Below are 21,984 nucleotides of genomic sequence, written 5' to 3'. Positions count from 1 at the left end.
CAGTGCGGGAGCCAAGCAGCGGAAGGTTCGAAGCGGAGTCCCACAAACGCAGTTGGGCGGAGCCCGCGCCGCCCGATCATCGAGCGAAACAGGCTCCGCCCGTGGAGCGAAACAGGCCCCGCCCATGCCACGGGTCCGGCGCGTCGAAGGCGTACCTCCGATGCGCCGCATCCGGGCCTTGGTCAGACGGCGTCCCAGAAATGCTCCAGCCCGACATGGGCGACGCCCTCGGCGCCCATCTTCGCCCAGGCGAGGTCGTGGATGCCCATGGCGAAGGCCGGCGAGGACGCCTGCAGCGAATAGTCGCCCCAATAGGCGTTGGTGAACATCGGCTTGCCGACCACGTCGTGATCGCCGTATTTCGGCACGTTGTAGACGAGGTTGTTGTCGATGACGAAGTCGTTGGCGCTCAGCAGCTCGGTGTAGTCGTCGAGCGGCAGGGTGCCCATGACCACGTTCTTGGTGATCGTGTTGTTGTGCGGGTCACCGGCGGTGCCATGCACCGGCTGCCATTCGATGCGGATGAAGTCTTCCTTGTTGTTGGCGATGACGGCGAAGTTGTTGGTCACCACGTTGTTGTCGCCGCCATGGATCTGCACCGAGGCCCAGTCGGCATCCTTGATGAAGTTGTCCTTGACGGTGATGCCGCCGGCCATGTCGTCCAGATAGATGCCGAAGCCCTTCTGGCCGTACATCCAGGTATCCTGCGCGCTGGTGGCCAGACCGTTGGCGTGCTCGATCCAGTTGCCCTGGATGACCATGCCGGTGTTGGCGCTGGACCGGCCCAGGATTTCGATGGCGCCGTCGTCGGCGGTCTCCAGCCCGGTGTAGGAGATGTGGTTGTACTGGATGATGTTGTTGTGGTTCACCGTGTTGGTGGTGCCGCCGTAATCCTTGAACGAGATGCCGTAGCGCGCGCTGTGGTCGATGTCGTTGTTGGAGATCAGGTTGTTGTCCACCCCGGTGCCGATGATGCCGGCCACCGCCTTGCGCACTTCGCCGATGTTGCTGATCGTGTTGGCATAGATGCTGTTGCCGTTGCTGCGGCCATCCATCTCGATGCCGTTCTCGGCCATGTGGTTCAGCGTGTTGTGGGCGATCTGGTTGTTGGACGATCCGGCGGTCAGCTTGATCGCCGAGCCGACGTTGAGGAAGCTGTTGTCGCTGATGTGGTTGCCGTCGGCATTGGTCAGCAGCAGGGCGTCGCCGCCGGTGGTGGTGTTCTTGAAGGTCAGCCCGTCGATGGTGACGTCGCTGGCGCCGTTCAGCTTGACCAGCGTGCCCAGCCGCGGCACCTCCACCCCGCTGGAGACGAAGCCGGAACTGGCCGCCTTGTAGAGCAGCTTGCCGTCGGTCGACCGCCACGCGAACTCGCCCGCCTGATCGACGTAGGAGGCGTTGTTCAGCAGCTTGTAGGTGGTGCCTTCCGCGAAGGGCAGGGAGGCGCCGTTCTTCAGCATGATGGTGCGGGTGGAGGCGTTGAAGCTGGCGATGCTGGTCAGCGTGTCGCCCAGCCGTTCGGCGTCCATCACCTGGATCAGCGTGTTCGGCTGGATGTCGGCGCTGGTCACCTCGGTGCCGTGGGAGCGGATATACCAGCCGCTCGGCCCCCCCGAGGCCGCATCGGCGAAATGCCAGCCGCTGGTGACGTCGGCGGCGTCATAGGCGTACTTCTCCGCCAGATGCTGGCGGACGTCGCCGACGATCAGGTCGAGGTTGCTGGCGCTGGCGAGCTTGGCCGAATAGAGGCCGTTGCCCTCGCTGGTGAAGCTCTTCACCACCTCGCCGCCGCTCAGCACCGGCTTCTCGCCGGGATAGTTCTGGAAGCTGTGGCCGTTGTCGAGCGAGGTCAGCTCCAGCGTCTTGGTCAGGTGATAGGTGCCCTCGCGGACATAGGTGGTGTCGATGGTCGAGTTGGACCGCATGGCGGCCTGCGCCTTCTCCAGGCTGGCGAAGGGACCGTCGGTGCCGTCGGCGTTCGGGGCCGCCAGCTTGCCGGACCAGCTATCCTTGCCGTTGGCGGCGACATAGAAGGCCGGCTTGGTCGGAGCGGTCGGCACGGGCGTCTGGTTGATCGGGGCGTCGCCGAACAGATCGGCGCCGGCCTTGACGTTGAGGGCGCCGCCCCAATAGAGCCCTTCCTGGCCCTTGACCACGTCCTTGCCGTCGACCACGCCCTTGTCATAGGTGACGATGCTGTCGGTGGCGGCGACAGTGTGGCCGTTGATGGCGACCGACTTGACGAACAGGTTGCGGTCGACGCCGTTCACGGTGGCGTCGTTGTCGTACCAGACCTGGACGGTGTGGGCCTTGGTCGGGTCGATGTTGGCGGTGAATTTGTAGGCGGCGGTGGTGGCAGCGGCCTTGGCGTCGCCGATCACCTGCCCGTCGACCAGCAGCTTGAAATGCGCCGCCTGTCCGCCGGCCGAAGTGCCGTAGGCGTTGACGACGATGTCCACCGCCTTGCTCGGCGGCGGCGGGGGCGGCGGAACATAGGCGCCGCCGAAATACTCCTCCGGCACGCCGAAGGTTAGGGCGCCGCCCCAATAGAGGGCCTCCTGGCCGCCGACGACATATTTGCCGTCCACCGGGCCCTTGTCGTAGGACGCCATGCTGGAGGTCGAGGCGATGGTCTGGCCGTCGATGTTGATCGACTTGACGAACAGGTTGCGGTCGATGCCGTTCACGGTGGCGTCGTTGTCGTACCAGACCTGGATCTTGTGGGCCTCGTTCGGGTCCACCTTGGCGGTAAAGGTGTAGTCGGCGGCCGAGGTCGCGCTGACCCAGGCGTCGCCCACCACCTGATCGTCCACCAGCAGCTTGAAGTGCGGGGCCTGCCCGCCGGCACTGATGCCATAGGCCTTGACCTTGATGGTCGTGGTCATGCTGGCGGCGGTCTCCGCATCCGGGGAGGTGGCGGCGGACGAGAACAGCGTGGCGGGCAGCGGCACGTTCAGCGCGCCCGGCCAGTACATCTCCGTCTGTCCGCCGATGACGTTCAGGCCGTCGATTTTGCCGGTGTCGTATTTGACCGACGGATCGATCGACAGGATGGTGCTGTCGTTCACCTCGAACGACTTGACGAACAGGTTGCGGTCCACGCCGTTAACCGTGTCGTCGTTGTCATAGACCAGCTGCAGCGCGTGCGCCTTGTCGGCCGGCACGTTGGCGGTGAAGACGTAACGCGACTGGGTGGCGGAGGAGACGGTGGCCTCACCGATGCTGGTGCCATCCAGAAGCAGTTGAAAATGCGGCCATTTTCCATCGGCGGGCGTGCCCCAGGCATTGACCGCGAAGGTGACCTGGATCGTGCCGTCGGTGTTGGTGGTAGCCATTTTGGAACTCCGCTTTATGGGTATCGCCTTGTTCCGCAGGCTCGTTCGTTAGCCTTAATCGGGTACTAACACTTATGGTTAGGAAATTATGAATGAGGGGATTTTCCGTGGCAGGATTGAGACAAAAAAGGGATATCGCCCCTTGGCCATGAATCAGTCAAAAATGGAACTTTGATGATGCTGCGAAGGCGCAGCTAACAGACCGGCAGATTTTTCCCACTCAACTTGAGCTCGGCCGTTTCTGTTCGATGGAGCTGTTGCGAAATAAGCTCAATTGCCGATCTTTTTTGATTCTTTGACTTGGCTTTTCCGGGTTGTCCGCGGCAGGAACGTCCATGGAGTGAATGGAACCGAATGCCCCCATGGCGCGTCTAGAACGAGCATCCCGACGATGCGGAGCGAAGCGGTGGAGGCGGCAGGCGTGGACGGCGGAACGGATGGCGGGCGCTGGGATGACGGCCGGGAACCGGGAGGAGGACGGGGCGGGGCGCGCATCGACCGCGTCAATCTCGCCCTCTGGCTGCTGGGCGTGCTGACCGCGGCGGCATCGCTGTGGGTGCTGCAGGCGGCGGCGTCCATCCTGATCCCGCTGGTGTCCGCCTTCTTCGTCGCGATCGCGGTGGCGCCGGTCGGCCGCTGGGTGCGCGGGCGGGTGCCGCGCCGCCTGTCCTGGCTGGGGCTGACCGCGTCGATGCTGCTGATCCTGGTCATCCTCGCCGCCTTCTTCGGCAGCATGGCCCTGGTGACGCAGCGGGTGGCGGAGGATTTCCCGCAATATGCCGAAGCGCTGGGCAAGCTGTGGGCCAAGGCGAACCACTGGTTCCAGGGCGCCAAGGCCGACCCGACGGCGCAAGGCGGCCAAGGGGCCGGGCAGGGGGCCGGGCAAGCGGCGGTACAGCCGGCGGGGCAGGGCGGCGAGGTGCCGGTCGATCCGATCACCGGATTCGCCAAGACCGCCCTGTCCTCCGCCGGACAGACGATCTCGACCTTGGTGCTGACCGTCTTCCTGTCGCTGCTGATGCAGTTGGAGGCGCCGGTCTGGCGGGAGAAAATCGTCATCACCCTGGGCCGCGAGCGCTGCCGCATGGCGGTGGAGGCGGTGGCCGCCATCGCCCAGCAGTTCCGCCGCTATCTGGTGGTCAGCAGCGTGCTGGGGCTGATCACCGGCGCGCTCTATATCGGCTGGCTGTCGCTGTTCGGCGTCGATCTGGTTTTGCTGTGGGGCTTCCTGGCCTTCCTGCTAAACTATGTGCCGGTGGTGGGGTCGGTGGTGGCCGGCGCGCTGCCCGTGCTGCTGGTCGTGGCGACGCAGGATGCCGGCACCGCGATGGCCGTCGCCGCCGGCCTGCTGGTGATCGAGCAGGTGATGGGCAACTTCGTGGCTCCGCACATGCAAGGCAAGCAGCTGGCCATCTCGCCCTTGGTGGTGACGATCGCGCTTCTGCTGTGGAGCTGGCTGTGGGGAGCCGCCGGCGCGCTGCTGGCGGCGCCGATGGCAGTGCTGATCGCCATCACCCTGAACCACGCCGACGCCCTGCGGCCCTTCGCCATCTTCATGAGCGACAAGAGCGACCGCGAACGCTTCGACGCCCACACCCATCCGGAATGAAGGGCGCGGCGTGAAGGGGGCGGTGCCATATTGCAGCGCACAATAAACACATAAGCAGAATTATGGAAAGATATTGAGCGGGCTATCCTGACATGCGAATGCCGCCCGGCCTTGCGACCGGACGGCGTTCGGAACCTGCCTGCAAAAGCGCCTGAGGATCAGGCGGCGTTCTCGCTCAAGACGCCGCGGCGGATCTGGTCGAGTTCGATGGATTCGAACAGCGCCTTGAAGTTGCCTTCGCCGAAGCCCTCGTTCCCGATGCGCTGGATGATCTCGAAGAAGATCGGGCCGATGACGTTCTGGGTGAAGATCTGCAGCAGCAGGCCCTGGCCCTCGGTCGGGGCGCCGTCGAGCAGGATGCGGTTCGCCTGCAGGCGCTTCAAGTCCTGGTTGTGGCCGGGCACGCGGCTGTCGACACGCTCGTAATAGGTGTCGGGCGTGTCCTGGAACGGGGTGCCCATGCCGCGCATCGTCTCCACCGTGTGGACGATGTCGTCGGTGCCGAGCGCCACATGCTGGATGCCCTCGCCCTTGTAGTCGCGCAGATATTCGACGATCTGCGACTTGTTGTCGGCGGACTCGTTGATCGGGATGCGGATCTTGCCGCAGGGGCTGGTCATCGCCTTCGACCGCAGGCCGGTCAGCTTGCCCTCGATGTCGAAGTAACGAATCTCGCGGAAGCCGAACAGGCGGGTGTAGAAGTCGGCCCACTCCTCCATGCGCCCGGTGTGGACGTTGTGGGTCAGGTGGTCGATGTAGGTCAGGCCGGCGCCCTTCGGATGCTGGTCAACCCCCGGCAGCGGCACGAAATCAACCTCATAGATGCTGCCGCGCTCGCCATAGCGGTCGACGAGGTAGATCAGCGAATCGCCGATGCCCTTGATGGCGGGGATGTTCAGCTCCATCGCGCCGACGCGGTTCTCGATCCCCCAGGCGCCGAGATCGACGGCCCGGCGGTAGGCGAAAGCGGCGTCGGCGACGCGGAAGGCGATGGCGCAGATCGACGGGCCATGCTGGGCGGCGAAGTTGCGCGGGAATCCCGACGGCTCGGCATTGACGATGAAGTTCACGTCGCCCTGGCGGTAGAGCGTGACGTCCTTCGACCGGTGGCGGGCGATGGCGGTGAAGCCCAGCTGCTCGAACAGGCGGCCCAGCGCCACCGTGTCCGGCGCGGTGAATTCAATGAACTCGAATCCATCGGTCTTCATCGGGTTTTCCCACATGTCGGCCATGATCGTCTCTCCCTTGGTTTATTGTGCGATCAGTATGCCGGACAGTCCGTGGAAATAGCTTTCAAAGTGAGGCGGGTACACCTATGATTTTGGCAGGATTTTTCGCCTGTTCCTATCATCCCGGAGAAGTTTGCCGTTGCCCGCCGCGCTATCGGAAATCGACGTCAAAATCCTGGTCGCTTTGCAGGAGGATTCGCGCCTGACCGTGCAGGAGCTGGCCGACCGGGTCGGGACCTCGCCGTCCTCCTGCTGGCGCCGTCTGAAGTCGCTGGAGGAGACCGGCGTGATCCGCCGCTACACGGCGCTGGTCGATCCCAAGGCGGCATCGGTCGGCGAGTGCGTCTTCGCCCATGTGACGCTGGACCACCACTCGGCCGAGACCGCCGCCCTCTTCATCGACGCGGTGCGCAAGCGGCCGGAAGTGCTGGAATGCTATGCGGTGTCGGGGGATGCGGATTATCTGCTGCGGGTCGCGGTGCGGGCCATCGCCGATTACAACCGCTTCCTGGAGGAGTTCGTCTTCCAGCTGCCCTTCCAGGTCCGCATCCGCTCCAACTTCGCCCTGAAGGAAATCAAGTTCGAGACGGCTCTGCCGCTGGGGGGCGGGGCGTAGCTCCCCCCTGCTTCCCTCCCCTACCCCGCCACGCGCCGCTTGGCCGGCACGGCCGCCGCTGCTGCTGCCGGATGCGGACCGGCGATGCGGTCGAGCAGCAGGTCCAGGCCGGTGCGGCTGGTCTCGTAGGCGACCCTCGCGCGGGTCAGCGTCTGGGCCGAGGCGGCGGCGAGCGCCTCGCGGTCGTCGGCCCAGGCCGCCAGGATCGGCAGCGCCGCCTTCACGAAGTCGGTGTTCTGGGGCACCAGCCCGTCGGCCGGAATGTCGGAGCCGATGCAGCCGCGCTCATAGGCCAGCACCGGCACGCCGGCGGCCATCGCTTCGAACAGCACCAGCGGCTGCGCTTCGTTGCGGTACTGGGTAGGGAAGACGAAGACGTCGATGTCGCGGTAGAAGGCCTCCTTGGCCTCGCCATGGACCGGGCCGTGATACTCCACCGCCCCGTCGAAGGCCATCAGCCCGGCGGCGACCATCGCATTGTCCCTCGGCTTCAGCCCCGGTCCGGCCAGCACCAGCTTGGCGTCCACCCCATCCAACTGCAGGGCGCGCAGCAGGGCGAACAGCGTGTCCAGCCCCTTCTCGCCGCACAGGTTCGACAGGTGGCCGATGCGCAGGGGACCGTCACGCCGCGGACGCGGGGCCGCGCCGGGCATGGAGAAGATGGCGTTCGACATGGTCATGCAGGTGCGCGCCGCCGGATAGACCGACTGGAAGCGCATCTGCATCGCCGGGCACAGCAGCACATGGGTGCAGCCGGCGCCGGCCACCCGGGTCAGCAGCCGCATCCGCCAGGTCGGTTTGCTGATGGTGGCGAAGGAGTGATGGTGCAGCACCTGCTCGTAGCCGAACAGCCGCGCGGTCCCGGCGAGCGCGGCGGTGTAGAGCGTGCCCCAGCCGGAATCCACCGGCATGTAGAAGCGGCGGTCCGGCTTGCGCAGCCCGGCGGCGAGCCGGCCCATGGCGCCGAACACCCGCGTCATCTTGCGCAGATGGTAGGCGACGCCGCCGCCGTTCCAACCGGGCGACAGGTCGGCGACCTCCACGCGGCCGCGCCCCCGCATGCGGTCCTGCAGACGCTCCAGCACCAGGGCCGTCACCCGGCTCATCCCGTCCACCGGAGGCGGCAGGCGCCCGGAGACGACCACATGGGTGCGCGCGTTCCGTTCCATCGTCAACTCCCGGTCAATGCCGCTCCGGTCGACCGGCCATGCTGGCCACCCTCCGGATCGGCGGAATAGTCGGACACATAGTCCGTGTCCGCGCTGCGCTCCGCCCTGGGGCCGCCCAGCGCCACCACTGCCTTCTCCACCGACTGGGCGAAGAAGCTGGCGTCGGCCAACGCCTGGAAGGGCCGGCCGTTCAGGCTCAGCCGGCGCCACTCGTCCTCGTCCGCCGCGACCGACAGCATGTAGCGCGCCAGCCCCTCCGGGTTGTCCGGCTCCACGATGTGGCCGTTCAGCCCGCTGCGGATCAGCACGTCGCGCGCGCCGCACTGGTCGGACAGGATGGTCGGCACACCCATGGCCAAAGCCTCGTTCACCACCAGACCGAACTGCTCCTCCAGCGACGGCAGAAGCAGGCAGAGCGTCGATCCCAGCGTCTCGGCGATCCCCTTCTCCTGCAGGAAGCCGCGGAAGATGATCGCCCCGTCCAGCCCGCGCCGCGTCACCTCGGCCCGCAATTCCGCCTCCAGCGGACCGGAGCCGCAGAGGTGGAGCGGACGGGCGGCCGGACCGGCCAACTTCCGGTAAATGTCGTAGGCTTCGACCGCCCGGAACAAGTTCTTCTTCGGGACGAAGCGCGCGATGATGGTGAAGTGACGGTCGGCGAAGGGTACTCCCCCAGGGGCCGGCTCCATCCCGGACAGTCGTCGAATGCGGTCCAGCGACAGCGTGTCATACCCGATATAGAGCCGATCCTTCGGGAGTCCCAACAGGCGGAAGTAATCCACCGTGCGGTGACTTCCGCCGATCCCCGCCTGATAGGGGGAGTAGAAGACGCTCTTGACCATCTCCCGCCACAGGATGCGCGGCTTGTCGTCGTATTTGGAGGCGTTCATGTTGATGACCTTGCGCCCCATCAGCCGCATGGTCAGGGCGAGCGCGAAGACGTCCGGATCCTCGTAATGGCACAGGAAGACATAACGGGCGTCGACGCGCCGGCACTCGCGCAGCAGGGCACGGTACACCGTGGCCGTCGACAGGTCGGCCTTCGACTGGCCGGGAAACAGGGTGATCTTGCGGAAATTCTGACCCGATCCGGTGGAATCCCAGGCGTAGGTGTGCGATTTCGACCCAACCTCCAGCCCAATCACGTCATAGACATGACCCAGCCGGCGGCCAACCGCCTCCAGCCGGTCCATGTGGTAGGGGCCGAACATCTCCCAGCTGAAGACCAGCGCGGGCTTCTTCATGCTGCCTCTCCCAACAGAAGGCGGGCGTAACGGTCGAGCGCCACGGCGCGGGTGGCGTTCGCCTCCACCCAGGCACGGCCGCGGCGTCCCATGGCGGTGGCGCGGGCGGGGTCGGACAGCAGGGCCGCCACCGCCTCGGCCATCGCGCGCGGTTCTTCCGGCGGGGTGCACAGGAAGGCGCCGACCTGCGCCTCCAGCGTGGCGAGCGCCGATCCGGGCAGGCAGGTGCTGACGAAGGGCCGGCCGGCGGCGAGGATGGTCACCGCCTTGCCGGGCATGGCGAAGGCCGCCCCTTCGGGCCGCTGGGGCACGAGATGGACGTCGCCCTCCGCCATCGCCTCGTTCAGCTGGTCCTTCGGTGCCAGCGGCTGGAAGATCACGTTGCTGAGGCCCATGGCGCGGGCGCGCGACTTCAGCTCCTCCTCCAGGCCGCCCTGTCCGCGCAGCTTGATGCGGGCCCGCGGCATCAGCTCCGCCAGATGACCGGCCATGTCCAGCACCTGCTCCAGCCCCTGCTTGCGGGCGAAGGCGCCGCTGTACAGCGCCGTAGGCGGCTGGTCGGGGCGCGGCAGCGGATAGACCGCGTCGGCATCGACATGGGGCGGGATCACATGGATCGGCCGGGTGACGCCCAGCTCCTCCAGCACGCCGCGCATCGGTTCCGACAGCACGACGATGGCGTCGGCGCGGTTCAGCGCCCGGCGCTCCATGGCGCGGATCGCCTTGACCGCCGCCTTGCCGCCCATGCCCAGCGCGCCGGCAAGGCCGGACTGGATGTCGTGGACGATGGCGACGTGGCGCCCGCCCGGCGCCTTGAAGCGGTCGGCGATGCCCACCGACAGGATCGACGGGCAGAGTGACAGCACGGCGCTGTGCCGCCCGACCCGGCCGCGGGCACGGGCGGCGGCGAAGCCGGCATGCAGCACGCCTTCGTGGATCAGCCGGGCCTTCATGCCGCCGCCGGCCGGCGGGATGGTGTGCAGCCGCTCGACCAGCACCCCGTCCACCGTCTTGCTGTCCTGCGACCCGTCGGCATAGCCGTCATAGACCTTGTTGCCGGGATAGTTGGGACGCGCGGTCAGCACGGTCGTTTCGGCCCCGGCCGCCGCGAAGGCGGTGGCGAGGTCGGTCATCATCGGCGCACTGCCGGCCGGTTCCGGCCAATAGCTCTGCGCCACGAGCAGCAGCTCTTCCGGCACGGGCACGTCCGCCAGGGACTGCTGGCCCGGTGATGCCTTGGACGCCGGCCGGTCGAAGACCGGCGGCCGCAGATGGATGGAATCGTCCGGCATCGGGCTTTACTCCGCTGCCTGCTTGGAGGTCTGGAGGCGTTCGGGCGCCGCGTTCTCCAGGAACCAGTCGTAGGTGCGGCGCAGCCCCTCCTCCAGCGACACCTTCGGGCGCCAGCCGGTGGCGAACAGGCGCGACACGTCCATCAGCTTGCGCGGATGGCCGTCGGGCTTGCTCAGATCGTGGGTCAGCGTACCGGTGTAGCCGACGGTGTCGCGGATCATGGCGGCGAGGTCGGCGATGGCGATGTCGTCGCCGGGGCCGACATTGATGATCTCCTCGCTGTCGTAGTGATCCATCAGATGCAGGCAGGCGTCCGCCATGTCGTCGACATAGAGGAACTCGCGCCTCGGCTTGCCGGTGCCCCACAGGGTGACGGTCGGATCGCCCGCCAGCTTGGCATCGTGGAAGCGGCGGATCATGCCCGGCAACGCGTGCGAGGTCTCCGGATCGAAATGGTCGCCGGGGCCGTACAGGTTGGACGGCATGGCGCAGATGGCGTTGAAGCCGTACTGGCGCCGGTAGGCCTGGCACATGGTGATGCCGGCGATCTTGGCGACGGCGTAGGGCTTGTTGCTCGGCTCCATCGGGCCGGACAGCAGCGCCTCCTCCTTGATCGGCTGTTCCGCATGCTTCGGGTAGAGGCAGGAGGAGCCGAGGAACAGCAGCTTTTTCACGCCGGCGCGCCAAGCGGCGTCGATGACGTTGTTCTGGATCAGCAGGTTGTCGCGGATGAAGTCGCCGCCGAAGCGGTCGTTGGCGAGGATGCCGCCCACCTTCGCCGCGGCCAGGATCACATGCTCGATCCCCTCGCGGTCGAAGAAGGCGCGCACCGCCGCCTGATCGGTCAGGTCGAGCTGCGACCGGTCGCGGATCACGAGGTCGGTGTGCCCGGCCTCCGTCAGCCGCCGCAGAACGGCGGATCCGACGAGTCCCCGGTGTCCGGCGACGAAGATACGGCTGTTGCGGTCCATGCGGGCCGTCTCCTGATGAAGAGGTGTCTTGGGGGTGGAAGCTCTCTGCCCCCTCCCCATCCCTCCCCCGCTTCGCGGGAGAGGGGGTAGAACGCTTGCTGCAGTCCTTTCAAAAGACAGCGGCAGTCCCCTCTCCCGCGATCGGACCGGCCTTCGGCCGGCCGAGAGCGGGGGAGGGTTAGGGAGGGGGCAGAGAACGCCCCCTACTCCGCCGCCTGCCCCATGCGCCCCAGATCGGCACGCGCCCGCTCGGCATACCACTCGACCACGCCGGGCAGGCCGGCGGAGAGCGGGATGCGCGGGGTGAAGCCGAGCGCGGTCAGCTTGGCGATGTCGGGGCTGCGGCGGTCGGTACCGCCGGGGGCGGCAGGACCCGGCATCACCTGGGCCTCGCGGCCGAGGCAGGCGACCGTCTGGCGGGCGAGGTCGGCGATGGTGACCTCCTCCGGGTTGCCGATGTGGTAGATGCCGAGATGCTCGCCCTTGTCGATCACCGTGACGATGCCGTCGATGGCGTCGTCGATGTGGACGAAGGCGCGGGTCTGGCGGCCATCACCCTGGATCTTGAAGGGCACCGCCCCGCTCGGGTGGCCGGCGATGGCCTCCACCGCGCGGCGGGAGAATTCCGGCACCACATGCTCCCAGCCCATGTCGGGGCCGTAGACATTGTGCGGGCGGAAGATCGCCACGCGGTCGAAGCCGCTGCGGCCCCAGTTGATCGCCAGCAGTTCCGAAATCAGCTTGGAGCCGCCGTAGCTGTAGCGGGCGTTCAGAACGTCCGGCACCACCAGCGGCACTTCCTCCGGCGTCGGCACCATCGGCGGGGTCTGGTAGGCCTCCGAGGAGGAGGCGACGACGAGGTCGCTCACGCCGTCGGCGCGGCAGGCGTCCAGCACGTTCAGCATGCCGCGCACACCGACGTCCAGAACCACCTCCGGCTTCTCGTAGAAATGCTTGGTGCCGTTGACGGCGGCCAGATGCAGCACGCCGTCGACGCCGCGCACCGCATCGCGCACGGCAGCCGCGTCGCGGATATCGCCCTGGACGAACTCGACATCGTCCAGCACGCCGGCCAGCCGCCCGGTGTGCCCGCGCGAGTTGTCGTCCAGAACGCGGACGCGGTGGCCGTCACGGACCAGCCGGTGGACCAGGGCGGCGCCGATGAAGCCGCTGCCGCCGGTGACGAGATAGTGTTTCATGTTGGTCAAATTCCTCTTCTGGCCCGAAAGACGTCAGGCCACATGCGCGTAGCGGGCGGCACCATGGCTGCCGAGAGCCACGTAGGCGGTGCCTTCCGGCAGGTCGACATCGCGGCTGTTGAAGTTGTTCCAGAAGTCGTAGATCACGCCCGGCCGGTCCATCCGCTGGGCCAGATCCGGCAGCGGCATGGAGGTGAAGACCGGGTGGTTGTTCAGGATGACCGCCAGATTGGCGCCGGACACCGCCTCGGCCATGTTGGCCGCCGGCTCCAGCCCGAAGGAGCGGATGTCGTCCGGACGCACCACCGCGTCGAAGCCGCGCAGGCGGGCGGTCGGGAAGCGCTGGCGCAGTTCCTCCAGCACCGGCTTGGCCATGGTGCCGCGCAGGTCGTCGGTCGCCGGCCGGCCCTTGAAGGCGAGCCCCATCAGGCTGATGGTCGGCGCCTGCGGGAAGCCCTGCATCGAATTGGCGAGCTTGCCGAGGAAGTCGGCGACCTCGATCGGCTGGCTTTCGTTGACCAGCCGGCCGGCGGCGGTGATCGCCATCTCGACGCCGACCTCGCGCGCCGCCTCGATCAGGATGTGGGGGTCCTTCTCCAGGCAGGGACCGCCGACCGGGCCGGGCAGCGGCAGGTTGGTGCGCGGATAGCCCAGCTTGCCGGCGCGCGCCACCTCGACCGCCGATATCTCCATGGCGTTGCACAGCTTGGCGATCTCGTTGGAGAACGCGAAGGTGACGTCGCGGTAGGTGTTGTCGACCAGCTTGATCAGCTCCGCCGTCTCCAGGGTGGAGACCTTGACGGTGGTCGGCGTCAGGAAGCCGAAGATCTGCGCCGCGCGGGTGGCGACGTCCATGCTCTCCGCCCCGACGATCTGCGGCAGCTGGTTCAGCTCCAGCAGCGCCTGCCCTTCCAGCGTGCGTTCCGGGCAGAAGGCGATGTCGAACTGCTTGCCGGTGGCGCGCAGGATCGGCGCCACGATGTTGCGGGTGGTGCCCAGCTTCACGGTGGAGCGCAGGATGACCAAGTCGCCGTCATGCAGGCAGCTGGCGACCTGACGGGTCGCCGCCTCGATCATGTCGGTGCGGACCCGGCCGTCCTTGCTCAGCGGCGTGCCGACCGTGATGATGAAGACGCTGGCGTTGCTGCAATCGGCCTGATTGCGGCTGAAGGTGAAGCGGCCACGTCCGATGACGTGGCGCAGCTTCTCCGTCAGGCCCGGTTCGTGGAAGTGCGGGTTGCCCTGGCCGAGCTTGTCGAGCACGTCCTGCCGCACCTCGACCCCATGCACCTGGAAGCCGGCGTCCGCCATCGCCACCGCCAGCGTCAGGCCGACATAGCCGAGCCCGAGGACGCAGACGTTACGATCGGAAAAAGTCTTGGGAAGCATCGTCGCTCCTGCCGTTTGCTGAGGCCCCGCCACCGGCGGCGGGTTGCCGAGAGTTTGGAGACGCCCCGACTGCCCTGCCCTGTTGGCAAGGATGCAGACGGAGAAACCTCGAAATTCGAAATTGTTTTATTGTTGTGACTTCGCCGTGACGATGAAGTACTCCGTTTCCGGCGTTGTGCAGCGCGAAGTGTTTCAGAAATTACCGTCGGATGAAAAGACTATGATTGCCGATCACCGACGTATTAAGAGTACTAACCCTCGCCGACGCCAAATGAATGCTTGGAGGCACCAACAGAGACGTTCGAAAGTGGTGCAATAGGCGCAATCTGCTTCAGCTGCCGGCATGGATCGGCCCGGCATTGCGAAATTGAGGGTTGCATCCGCCCGCCCTGCCACGACCCGCCCCTCTCAGGCCGTGGCGCTGGTCAGACGGCGCAACCGCTTCAGTTGTACCAGTCCCGTCAGCACCGCCATGGCCGCATAGACCGCGACCATCGCAACGCTGCCGATGACGAAATCCACCAGCGCCGGCATCCGGTCGAACAGCGGGGCGGCGAACCGGTCGAGTGCCAGTGCCGCGGCGACGGCGGCCCCGGCACACAGCAGCGCCTTCGCGGCGATCCCGCCATACAGCTCGCCGACCGCCTGCCGGTGGATCCAGGCGATGGCGACCGTGGCGGCCAGCTCCGCGGTGAAGGTCGCCATCGCAGCCCCCTCGATGCCGTAGCGCGGGATCCACCAGATGTTCAGCAGTGCGTTCAGCGCGCCACCCGACAGCATGGCGATCATGTAGCCGGTCTGCCGATGCCAGACGAGCAGCGGGTTGCCCAGGATCATGTTGGCGTAGACCACCGCCGAGGCCAGCATCAGCAGCCGCAGGGCCAGCGTCGCCGGGGCATAGGCATCGCCGAACAGCGTGCCCAGGATGGACGGCGCCAGGGCGAGGCCACCGGCGATGACCAGCCCGCCGACCGCCAGCATGACGGAGGCATAGGCCCGCATCCGGTCGCGCATCGGCCCCAGCTCGCCATAGGCAGCGGCCAACTGCGGCAGGAAGGCGTTCATCACGATGTTGCCGACCAGATTGGCCAGGGTCTGGATCTTCACCGCCGCGCTGTACCAGCCGACCTCGGTGTGCGGGGCCAGGAAGCCCAGCATCACCACGTCCAGATGGGTGAAGATCGCCCAGGCGAAGACGCCGACCGCCATCGGCGTCGCCGCCGTCAGGATCTCGCGCCACACCTTCAGGTCGACCCGCGGGCGCAGCGTGCCGAAATCACGGCGGAACCGGCTGATCATCACCAGCGCGTTGACGGTGATCGATCCGCCGGTGATGGCGGCTGCTGTGATGGCGTCCTCAGGCCCACGCACCAGCAGAAAGACGAGAAGCATCGAGCCGATGGAGGTGCCGATCTCGCGCGTGGCGATCACCCCCATCTTCTCGGTCGCCTGATAAACAAAGTCGAGCACCAGGGCGTTCCCAAGCAGCTGGACCGCCTGCACCAGAAGAACCGCCTTCACCTCCATTGGCTTATCCAGGGAAAGGATGAAGGCGGCATAGAGGGCGCCCACCACCACTGCCAGGACGGTGCGCAGGGTCAGCACATGCTCCGACAATTCGGCCGCCTGCTCGCGATCGCGGGCGATCTCGCGGATGGCGTAGGTGGACAGGCCCATGTTCACGAACAGCGCCGCATAGGCCATCAGCGAGGTGCCGAAGCCCAGCACGCCGAAACTGTCCGGGCCCAGCACGCGCGCGGTCCAGGCCGCGGTGACCAGCCCGCTCGCCATCGTCGCCATTTTGGCGGCGGCAAGGGCGCGGATGTTCCGGAAGATGCGGTGTCCAGCCGACATTCATGGGCTCTTCAGTGGTTCAAAACGTCACGTTGCGTGGGGCAAAAACTCCTCTCCCGCCATTTCGGGGCGGGAGAGGGTGGCCTTAGTTCGCGTAGTAGCGGCGGTAGCCGTGATAACGGCCGCTGTCCGGGAACTCGTACTGGGCATGGCGGCGGGTATCGACCTGACTGAACAGGACGCCCACCACCTCGCCGCCGGCTTCGATCACCTCCTTCAGACCGGCCATCGCGGTGCCGCGCTTGGTCATGCCCCAGCGGACGATGAAGACGGTCTGGTCGGCGAGCGCCGCCAGCAGCTTGCCTTCCGACACCGCCAGCACCGGCGGCGAATCCAGCACGATGCGGTCATAGTTGACCGACAGGCGCGACAGCAGCTGGTGCATGGCCGACGACCCCAGGGCATCCTGCGGCAGCGACGGACCATGGCCGGCGACGATGACGTGCAGACCGGTGCGCGGATCGACCTGGATCGCGTCCTCCAGAGCCGCGGTGCCGGCCAGAACCTCCGACAGGCCGCGGTTGTTGGACAGGCCCAGCATCTCGTGCAGGCTCTTCCGCCGCAGGTCGCAATCGACCAGGATCGTCCGCTGGCCGGCATTGGCGCAGGTGCGGGCGAAGGCCGCGGCGACGGAGCTTTTGCCCTCGCCCGGAACCGACGAGCTGAACAGGATCACCCGGTGCCGCCCGTCCGGATTGGCGAGCAGCAGCGAGGTCCGCAGGTTCTGCATCGATTCCGCGAAGGCGGAGATCGGCTTGTCGACCACATAGGCGGCCGGCGAGCCGCCGAAGCGCGGGATGCGCGGCACGATGCCCAGGCTGCGCACGCCGGTCGCCAGTTCGAACTGGTGCGGGCTGCGGAAACCGCCGTCGGCCCGTTCGCGCAGCATGGCCAGCAGCACGCCCAGCGTGCCCGACGCCACCAGCGCCAGCAACAGGATCAGCTTGCGGTTGGGCTGCGACGGGTCGAGCGGGATCGCCGCCTCCGACACCACGCGGGCATCGGGCTGACGCATATCGGTCTGCGCCGCGATCTGCTGCGAGCGGGTCAGCAGGGATTCGTACATCGCCTGGGCGGTGCTGGCATCGCGTTCCAGCGTGCGCAGGCCGACGGTCGCCTGCTGCTGCTGGTTCTGCTTGACCTCGGCCTGATCCAGGCTGGCCTTCAGCGCCTGCTCGCGGCCCTTCGCCAGTTCGACCTCGTTGCTGAGGTTGGAGACGATCTTGCCGACGTCGGCCTTGATCTGGCCTTGCAGGTCGCGCAGCTGGCTCTGCAGGGCCTGCAGCATCGGGTGCTTGGTGCCGTAGCGGTTGGTGGCGTCGGCGATCTGGCGCTGCAGATCGACCTCGCGCTCACGCAGGGCCTGGATCAGCGGGGAGCCCAGCACATCGCCGACCGCCGAGGCGCCGCGCGGCGAATTCGCCATCGCGGTGACGTCGCGCAGCTTGGTTTCCGCCTCCTGCCGCTTGGTGCGGGCCAGGATATAGTCGGTGTTGAGCTGGCTCAGCTGCTGGCCGACAACCGTGCTCTCGTTGTTGGACGAAGTGGTCAGGCCATGCTCGGTGCGGTACTTCTCCACCGCGTCGCCGGTCGTCTGCGCCTCCTTGCGCAGGTCGGCCAGCCGTTCCTCCAGCCACTGCGTGGCGCGCTTGGACGCCTTGAACTTCTCGTCCAGCTGGTCGACCAGATAGAGGTCGGCCATGGTGTTGGTGATCAGCGACGCCTTGCGCGGGTCCTCGCTGTCGAAGCTGACGGCGATGACGTAGGAACGCCCCTGCGGCCGGACCGAGGTGTTGTCGAGCACCGCATTGACCACCGAGGTCATCTGGTTGCGCTCGACCTCCTCCGGCGACAGCGGCACGGTGCCGCCGCTCTTCCAGCTGTCGGGGATCCAGTTGCGCGGATTCAGCGCGGCGAGCCATCCCGGCGGCGGCGGACGCAGCGCCGAATTGAACTCCGGATCGTTCATCAGCTTCAGCTTCGCCACCACCTTCTCGGCGAAGGCCGGCGACTTCAGGATCGCGACCTCGCTCTGCAGCGCGCTGATGTCGGGGGTCATGTCGGACACCACGCCCTCGAAATTCAGGACGGTGTTCTTGCGGTGCTCGACCATGATGAGGGTTTCGGCGGTGTAGAGCGGCGTCATCCGGAAGGCGACCACGGCCGCCAGCCCGGTGCCGAGCACGATCACCGTGCCGATCAGCAGCTTGTGCCGGCGCAGCAGGCCGGTTGTCCGGCGCACCGCACTGGCGGCGCTGGCCGACAGATCATAGGAGATGCCGGGGGAGGCGGAACCGGAGCCCCGCCGAGACTCAGGGGTATTGCGTCGGGGTTGTTCCTGAAGTTCCTGGGTGGCCAAAGGGTCCTCCTCGCGTAACGACCAGAAGCGCGGCCATAGGACCGTCCGTTAGCCCGATCCTCCATTCCGGGCAGCTGATGCTGTCCGGCGGGCAAGCTCGGCGGTTCGTCCGATTGGCTGAAACGCAGTGTTAGTCCAGCCGTTGCATCGGCCATCCAGTGCATGAGGTGAGCAATGGGCGCGCAGTGGGTAGCCTTCCTGACCCTGTTGCAGTGCAGTATGGACCGTCGATGCAGGACCGGGGATAATGGGGGTTACTCGGAAGGACAGGTTCCATGACGTTCGATCGTACCGGCCGGCTGGCGGAAATCCCGGCACTTTTCCCGACATTGGCGAAGCTGGACGAGGACTCGGCGACCCTTCTCGGCAACGCCGGGCGGCGGGTGAACGTTCCGCGCGGGACCGTCCTGTTCCGCGCCGGCGACCGTTGTCACACCTTCCTGATGGTTCTCGACGGCGCGGTGCGGGTGCAGATGGCATCGGAGACCGGGCGCGAGATCGTGCTGTACCGCGTCGGCCGCGGCGAGACCTGCATCGTCACCACCGCCTGCCTGTTGACCGACAAGCCCTACAGCGCCGAGGCGGTGGCGGAGACCGACATCGACGCGGTGGCACTGGCGGCCGGCCCCTTCCACGATCTGGTGGCGCGCTCCGCCGCCTTCCGCGATTTCGTCTTCGCGTCCTTCGGCAACCGGCTGACCGGCATGATGATGCTGATCGAGGAGGTCGCCTTCGGCCGCGTCGACCTGCGCCTCGCCCGCTTCCTGGCCGACCGCCGCGACGCGACCGGCGGGCTGGACACCACCCATCAGGCGCTCGCGGTGGAACTGGGCACCGCGCGCGAGGTGGTGAGCCGCCAGTTGAAGGAGTTCGAGCGCCGCGGTTTCGTGACCCTGTCACGCGGGCGCATCCAGGTGCTCGACCCGGCGGCCCTGCTGGCGCTGGATAAATGCGCATCATGATTTCGGGCGTGCGACAAATTGTGACGTATACGTATTTTTAGGCTGTACCGGATAAGCTGAAAGGTATATTATCAATATGTCTTTTGGACGGAGAATTGCGTCATGTCGCACCGTCAGGAATCCGCCACCGTCACCGCGATCAGGCAGATCCGCGACCACAGCCGCGAATGCCACAGTCTGCCGGCCCGTGAGGTGCTGCTGCGGATTGAAAGGCGAATGATCGAGTTTCTTGAAGACGGGCCGGCTCTGCCGACGCACGGTTCGTGGTCAAACTAGGGTCGACGTGTCCCAGCGTGACTGAATCACAGACGAGCCAATGGCTGGGATGTAAAGCAGGCGGTACTGTTCATCCATAACAGGTGCCGCCATGAATTGCCGCAACATGGGCCCGGTGGATCGCGCGTTGCGCGCCATCGTCGGGCTGATCCTGATTTCGCTGACCGTTGTCGGGCCGCAGACCCTGTGGGGACTGGTCGGGCTGGTGCCGCTGCTGACGGCCGTCGTCGGCTTCTGCCCGGCCTACACGCTGCTGGGCATCAAGACCTGCCGGACGGAAGACCGCACCGCCTGACCGATGCGTTAGCCGGACATGCGAACGGCCCGCTCCCTTCCGGGGCGGGCCGTTCGCGTTTCCTGACCAAGAGCCTCGGCCGAAGCCGTGGATCTTCAGGCGCGCGGGGCGTGCTTGTTCAGGATGCGCTGCAGGGTGCGGCGGTGCATCTTCAGGCGGCGCGCGGTCTCGGAAACATTGCGGTCACACTGTTCGAAGACACGCTGAATGTGCTCCCAGCGGACGCGGTCGGCCGACATCGGGTTTTCCGGCGGCTGCGGCAGCGGGCGGCCATCGGCCAGCAGCGCCGATTCCACCGCGTCGGCATCGGCCGGCTTGGGCAGGTAATCGACGGCGCCGGCCTTCACCGCGGCGACGGCGGTGGCGATGTTGCCGTAGCCGGTCAGCATGACGACGCGGGCGTCGGGGCGGGCGTCGCGCAGGGCCGACACCACGTCCAGCCCGTTGCCGTCGCCCAGCCGCAGGTCGACCACCGCGAAGGCGGGGGCGGATTCCTGCGCCACCTCGATGCCGAGCTGGACGCAGTCGACGGCGACGACGTTGAAGCCGCGCTTTTCCATGGCGCGGGCCAGCCGCGTGCGGAAGGGGGCGTCGTCGTCGACGATCAGGAGGCTGCGGGTGACGTCGCCAGTGAATGTCAGTTTGACGGCATCGCCCGACAGCAGGTCATCGGTTGTTTTGAGGGTGTCCACCGTAAAACCTCATTTCTTGGCGTTGATGGTCTTCCAGCGCACGGAAATCCGCGCACCCGTTCCGCCCTGGTTGGCATGCCCGCCGGCGGTCTGGTCGGCGGGCGGAGTGCCGGCCGGCGGATTGTTGGTGTAGCGCACGGTTGCGCCGGTCTTTTCCAGCAGCGTCTGCGCGATGAAGATGCCCAGCCCCATATGGCCGCCGCCCGTCTGCCCCTTCGGGCCGGAGCGCTCGCCGCGCACCGACAGGTACGGCTCGCCGATGCGGCCCAGCAGATGGGGCGGGAAGCCCGGGCCGTCGTCCATCACCGTGATGGTGACGCCGCGGCCGTCCCAGGCGGCGGCGACCGTCACCTTGTGGCGGGCGAACTGGTGGGCGTTCTGGATGAAGTTGCCGATGCCGTGGATGATCTCCGGGCTGCGGCGCAGGAAGGGCTCCTCCGCCTCGCCGACCGGGTGGGGTTCCACGACGAAGTCGATGTGGCCGAGACGATGCGGCGCCGCGGCAGCCTCGATCAGCGTGGTCAGCGGCAGCCGTTCGAACGGGTCGCCGCCGTCGGCCTCGGGCTTGCGCGCCAGATCGGCCAGGATCTCGCGGCAACGCATCACCTGACTCTGCAGAAGCTCGACATCCTCGCCATAGGGGCTGTCGGGCGGCAGGTCGCGCGCCAGCTCCTTCGCCACCACGGCGATGGTGCCGAGCGGCGAGCCCAGCTCGTGCGCAGCGGCGGCGGCGAGGGCGCCCAGCGCGCCGAGGCGCTGTTCGCGGGCGAGCGCCACCTGCGAGGCGGAGAGCGCGTCGGCGAAGCGACGCGCCTCGGCGGCGACGCGGAAGACATAGCCGGCGATGAAGACCGCCGACACCGACAGCGACAGCCAGACGCCGAAGGCATAGAGCGGCGCCATCGAGCGCACCGGTTCCTCCCACGGCAGCGGGAAGTGCCAGAGGGCGAGCGCGGTCAGGCAGATCAGGTTCAGCCCGGTCAGCAGCACCGTGCTGTAGCGCGACAGGATGGCCGCACCGACGGTCATCGGCGCCAGCAGCAGGATGGCGAAGGGGTTGCTCAACCCGCCGGTGAGATAGAGCAGCAGCGTCAGCTGCAGCATGTCGTAGCTGAGATACAGCGCGGCGTCGCGGTCGGCCAGCCGCAGCCGGCCGCCGCGCTGGGCCATCGCCACCACGTTCAGCAGGGCCGACGCGCTGATGGCGGCCAGAACCGGCCCCAGCGGCAGCGGGAAACCCAGGCCGAGATTGACGAAGGCCACCGCGGCCAGCTGCCCCAGCACCGCGACCCAGCGGATCAGGATCAGCGTGCGCAGCGTGATGCGGCCGTCGGGCTGCGCCCAGTGCGGCGGCGAAGCGAGCGGGATCGGTGCGGTCAGCGCGCTGGCGAAACTCACCATGATCCGTTCCCCCAGTCCACCTGCCCAAGGCCTGCATGCATCTGGAGCGCATGCCCCTGGCGGTTGCGGCGGACACCGCCATATTCTGTGC

The 21,984-nt window shown here is 67.1% G+C and carries 17 protein-coding genes; 5 read left to right on the top strand and 12 right to left on the bottom strand.

Features of this window, described 5'->3' with window-relative positions:
- Nucleotides 1–182: 182 nt before the first annotated feature.
- Nucleotides 183–3,335 (bottom strand): carbohydrate-binding domain-containing protein, encoded by a 3,153-nt coding sequence (locus tag TSO5_RS23710; protein ID WP_109153932.1) that lies wholly within the window; start codon nt 3,333–3,335, stop codon nt 183–185.
- 391 nt (nt 3,336–3,726) lie between these two features.
- Between TSO5_RS23710 and TSO5_RS23705 the strand changes: the two genes are divergently transcribed.
- The gene (locus tag TSO5_RS23705; protein WP_109153931.1) at nt 3,727–4,944 is read left to right on the top strand and encodes an AI-2E family transporter; all 1,218 of its coding nucleotides are present in this window, start codon (nt 3,727–3,729) and stop codon (nt 4,942–4,944) included.
- Between the two features lie 158 nt (nt 4,945–5,102).
- Here the strand turns inward: TSO5_RS23705 and hppD are convergent, their stop codons facing one another.
- The gene (hppD, locus tag TSO5_RS23700) at nt 5,103–6,176 is read right to left on the bottom strand and encodes a 4-hydroxyphenylpyruvate dioxygenase (RefSeq protein ID WP_109153930.1); all 1,074 of its coding nucleotides are present in this window, start codon (nt 6,174–6,176) and stop codon (nt 5,103–5,105) included.
- Nucleotides 6,177–6,312: 136 nt separating this feature from the next.
- Between hppD and TSO5_RS23695 the strand changes: the two genes are divergently transcribed.
- Entirely contained in the window at nt 6,313–6,789 is a 477-nt protein-coding gene (locus TSO5_RS23695) for an Lrp/AsnC family transcriptional regulator (protein ID WP_109153929.1), read from the top strand.
- Between the two features lie 20 nt (nt 6,790–6,809).
- On the opposite strand, the gene TSO5_RS23690 is transcribed toward TSO5_RS23695, so the two are convergent.
- From TSO5_RS23690 to TSO5_RS23655, 8 genes are all read right to left on the bottom strand, one after another.
- Nucleotides 6,810–7,958 carry a glycosyltransferase family 4 protein gene (locus tag TSO5_RS23690; protein ID WP_109153928.1) on the bottom strand — a complete coding sequence of 383 codons (1,149 nt, stop codon included), beginning with the start codon at nt 7,956–7,958 and terminating at the stop codon, nt 6,810–6,812.
- Between the two features lie 2 nt (nt 7,959–7,960).
- Nucleotides 7,961–9,202 (bottom strand): glycosyltransferase family 4 protein, encoded by a 1,242-nt coding sequence (locus TSO5_RS23685; protein ID WP_109153927.1) that lies wholly within the window; start codon nt 9,200–9,202, stop codon nt 7,961–7,963.
- Nucleotides 9,199–10,494 (bottom strand): glycosyltransferase family 4 protein, encoded by a 1,296-nt coding sequence (locus TSO5_RS23680; RefSeq protein WP_109153926.1) that lies wholly within the window; start codon nt 10,492–10,494, stop codon nt 9,199–9,201. Before TSO5_RS23680 ends, TSO5_RS23685 begins: the two co-directional genes overlap by 4 nt.
- 6 nt (nt 10,495–10,500) lie before the next feature.
- Nucleotides 10,501–11,466 (bottom strand): GDP-L-fucose synthase, encoded by a 966-nt coding sequence (locus TSO5_RS23675; protein ID WP_109153925.1) that lies wholly within the window; start codon nt 11,464–11,466, stop codon nt 10,501–10,503.
- Nucleotides 11,467–11,669: 203 nt separating this feature from the next.
- Nucleotides 11,670–12,665, bottom strand: a complete 996-nt coding sequence (locus TSO5_RS23670; protein WP_109153956.1) for an SDR family NAD(P)-dependent oxidoreductase — start codon at nt 12,663–12,665, stop codon at nt 11,670–11,672.
- A 33-nt stretch (nt 12,666–12,698) separates the two neighbouring features.
- Nucleotides 12,699–14,054 (bottom strand): nucleotide sugar dehydrogenase, encoded by a 1,356-nt coding sequence (locus TSO5_RS23665; protein WP_109153924.1) that lies wholly within the window; start codon nt 14,052–14,054, stop codon nt 12,699–12,701.
- A 408-nt stretch (nt 14,055–14,462) separates the two neighbouring features.
- Nucleotides 14,463–15,908 (bottom strand): flippase, encoded by a 1,446-nt coding sequence (locus tag TSO5_RS23660; RefSeq protein WP_109153923.1) that lies wholly within the window; start codon nt 15,906–15,908, stop codon nt 14,463–14,465.
- Nucleotides 15,909–15,993: 85 nt separating this feature from the next.
- Entirely contained in the window at nt 15,994–18,267 is a 2,274-nt protein-coding gene (locus TSO5_RS23655) for a polysaccharide biosynthesis tyrosine autokinase (RefSeq protein ID WP_109153922.1), read from the bottom strand.
- A gap of 275 nt (nt 18,268–18,542) precedes the next feature.
- Between TSO5_RS23655 and TSO5_RS23650 the strand changes: the two genes are divergently transcribed.
- The 3 genes from TSO5_RS23650 (at nt 18,543) to TSO5_RS23645 (ending at nt 19,800) form a co-directional block, all read left to right on the top strand.
- Nucleotides 18,543–19,229 (top strand): Crp/Fnr family transcriptional regulator, encoded by a 687-nt coding sequence (locus TSO5_RS23650; protein ID WP_109153921.1) that lies wholly within the window; start codon nt 18,543–18,545, stop codon nt 19,227–19,229.
- A gap of 102 nt (nt 19,230–19,331) precedes the next feature.
- Nucleotides 19,332–19,505: a hypothetical protein gene (locus TSO5_RS33035; RefSeq protein WP_199230992.1), complete on the top strand. Its 174-nt coding sequence runs from the start codon at nt 19,332–19,334 to the stop codon at nt 19,503–19,505.
- A 91-nt stretch (nt 19,506–19,596) separates the two neighbouring features.
- Complete coding sequence (locus tag TSO5_RS23645; RefSeq protein ID WP_085092153.1) at nt 19,597–19,800, top strand: DUF2892 domain-containing protein; 204 nt, start codon at nt 19,597–19,599, stop codon at nt 19,798–19,800.
- Nucleotides 19,801–19,895: 95 nt separating this feature from the next.
- On the opposite strand, the gene TSO5_RS23640 is transcribed toward TSO5_RS23645, so the two are convergent.
- Nucleotides 19,896–20,465: an ActR/PrrA/RegA family redox response regulator transcription factor gene (locus tag TSO5_RS23640; protein ID WP_044553362.1), complete on the bottom strand. Its 570-nt coding sequence runs from the start codon at nt 20,463–20,465 to the stop codon at nt 19,896–19,898.
- 36 nt (nt 20,466–20,501) lie between these two features.
- Nucleotides 20,502–21,893: an ActS/PrrB/RegB family redox-sensitive histidine kinase gene (locus TSO5_RS23635; protein WP_109153920.1), complete on the bottom strand. Its 1,392-nt coding sequence runs from the start codon at nt 21,891–21,893 to the stop codon at nt 20,502–20,504.
- Nucleotides 21,894–21,984 lie beyond the last annotated feature (91 nt).

This window comes from Azospirillum sp. TSO5 (assembly GCF_003116065.1).
In the GTDB taxonomy this organism is placed as follows: Bacteria; Pseudomonadota; Alphaproteobacteria; order Azospirillales; family Azospirillaceae; genus Azospirillum.
The sequence above is the reverse complement of the archived record's forward strand: the minus strand, read 5'-3'. Positions and strand labels throughout refer to the sequence as shown.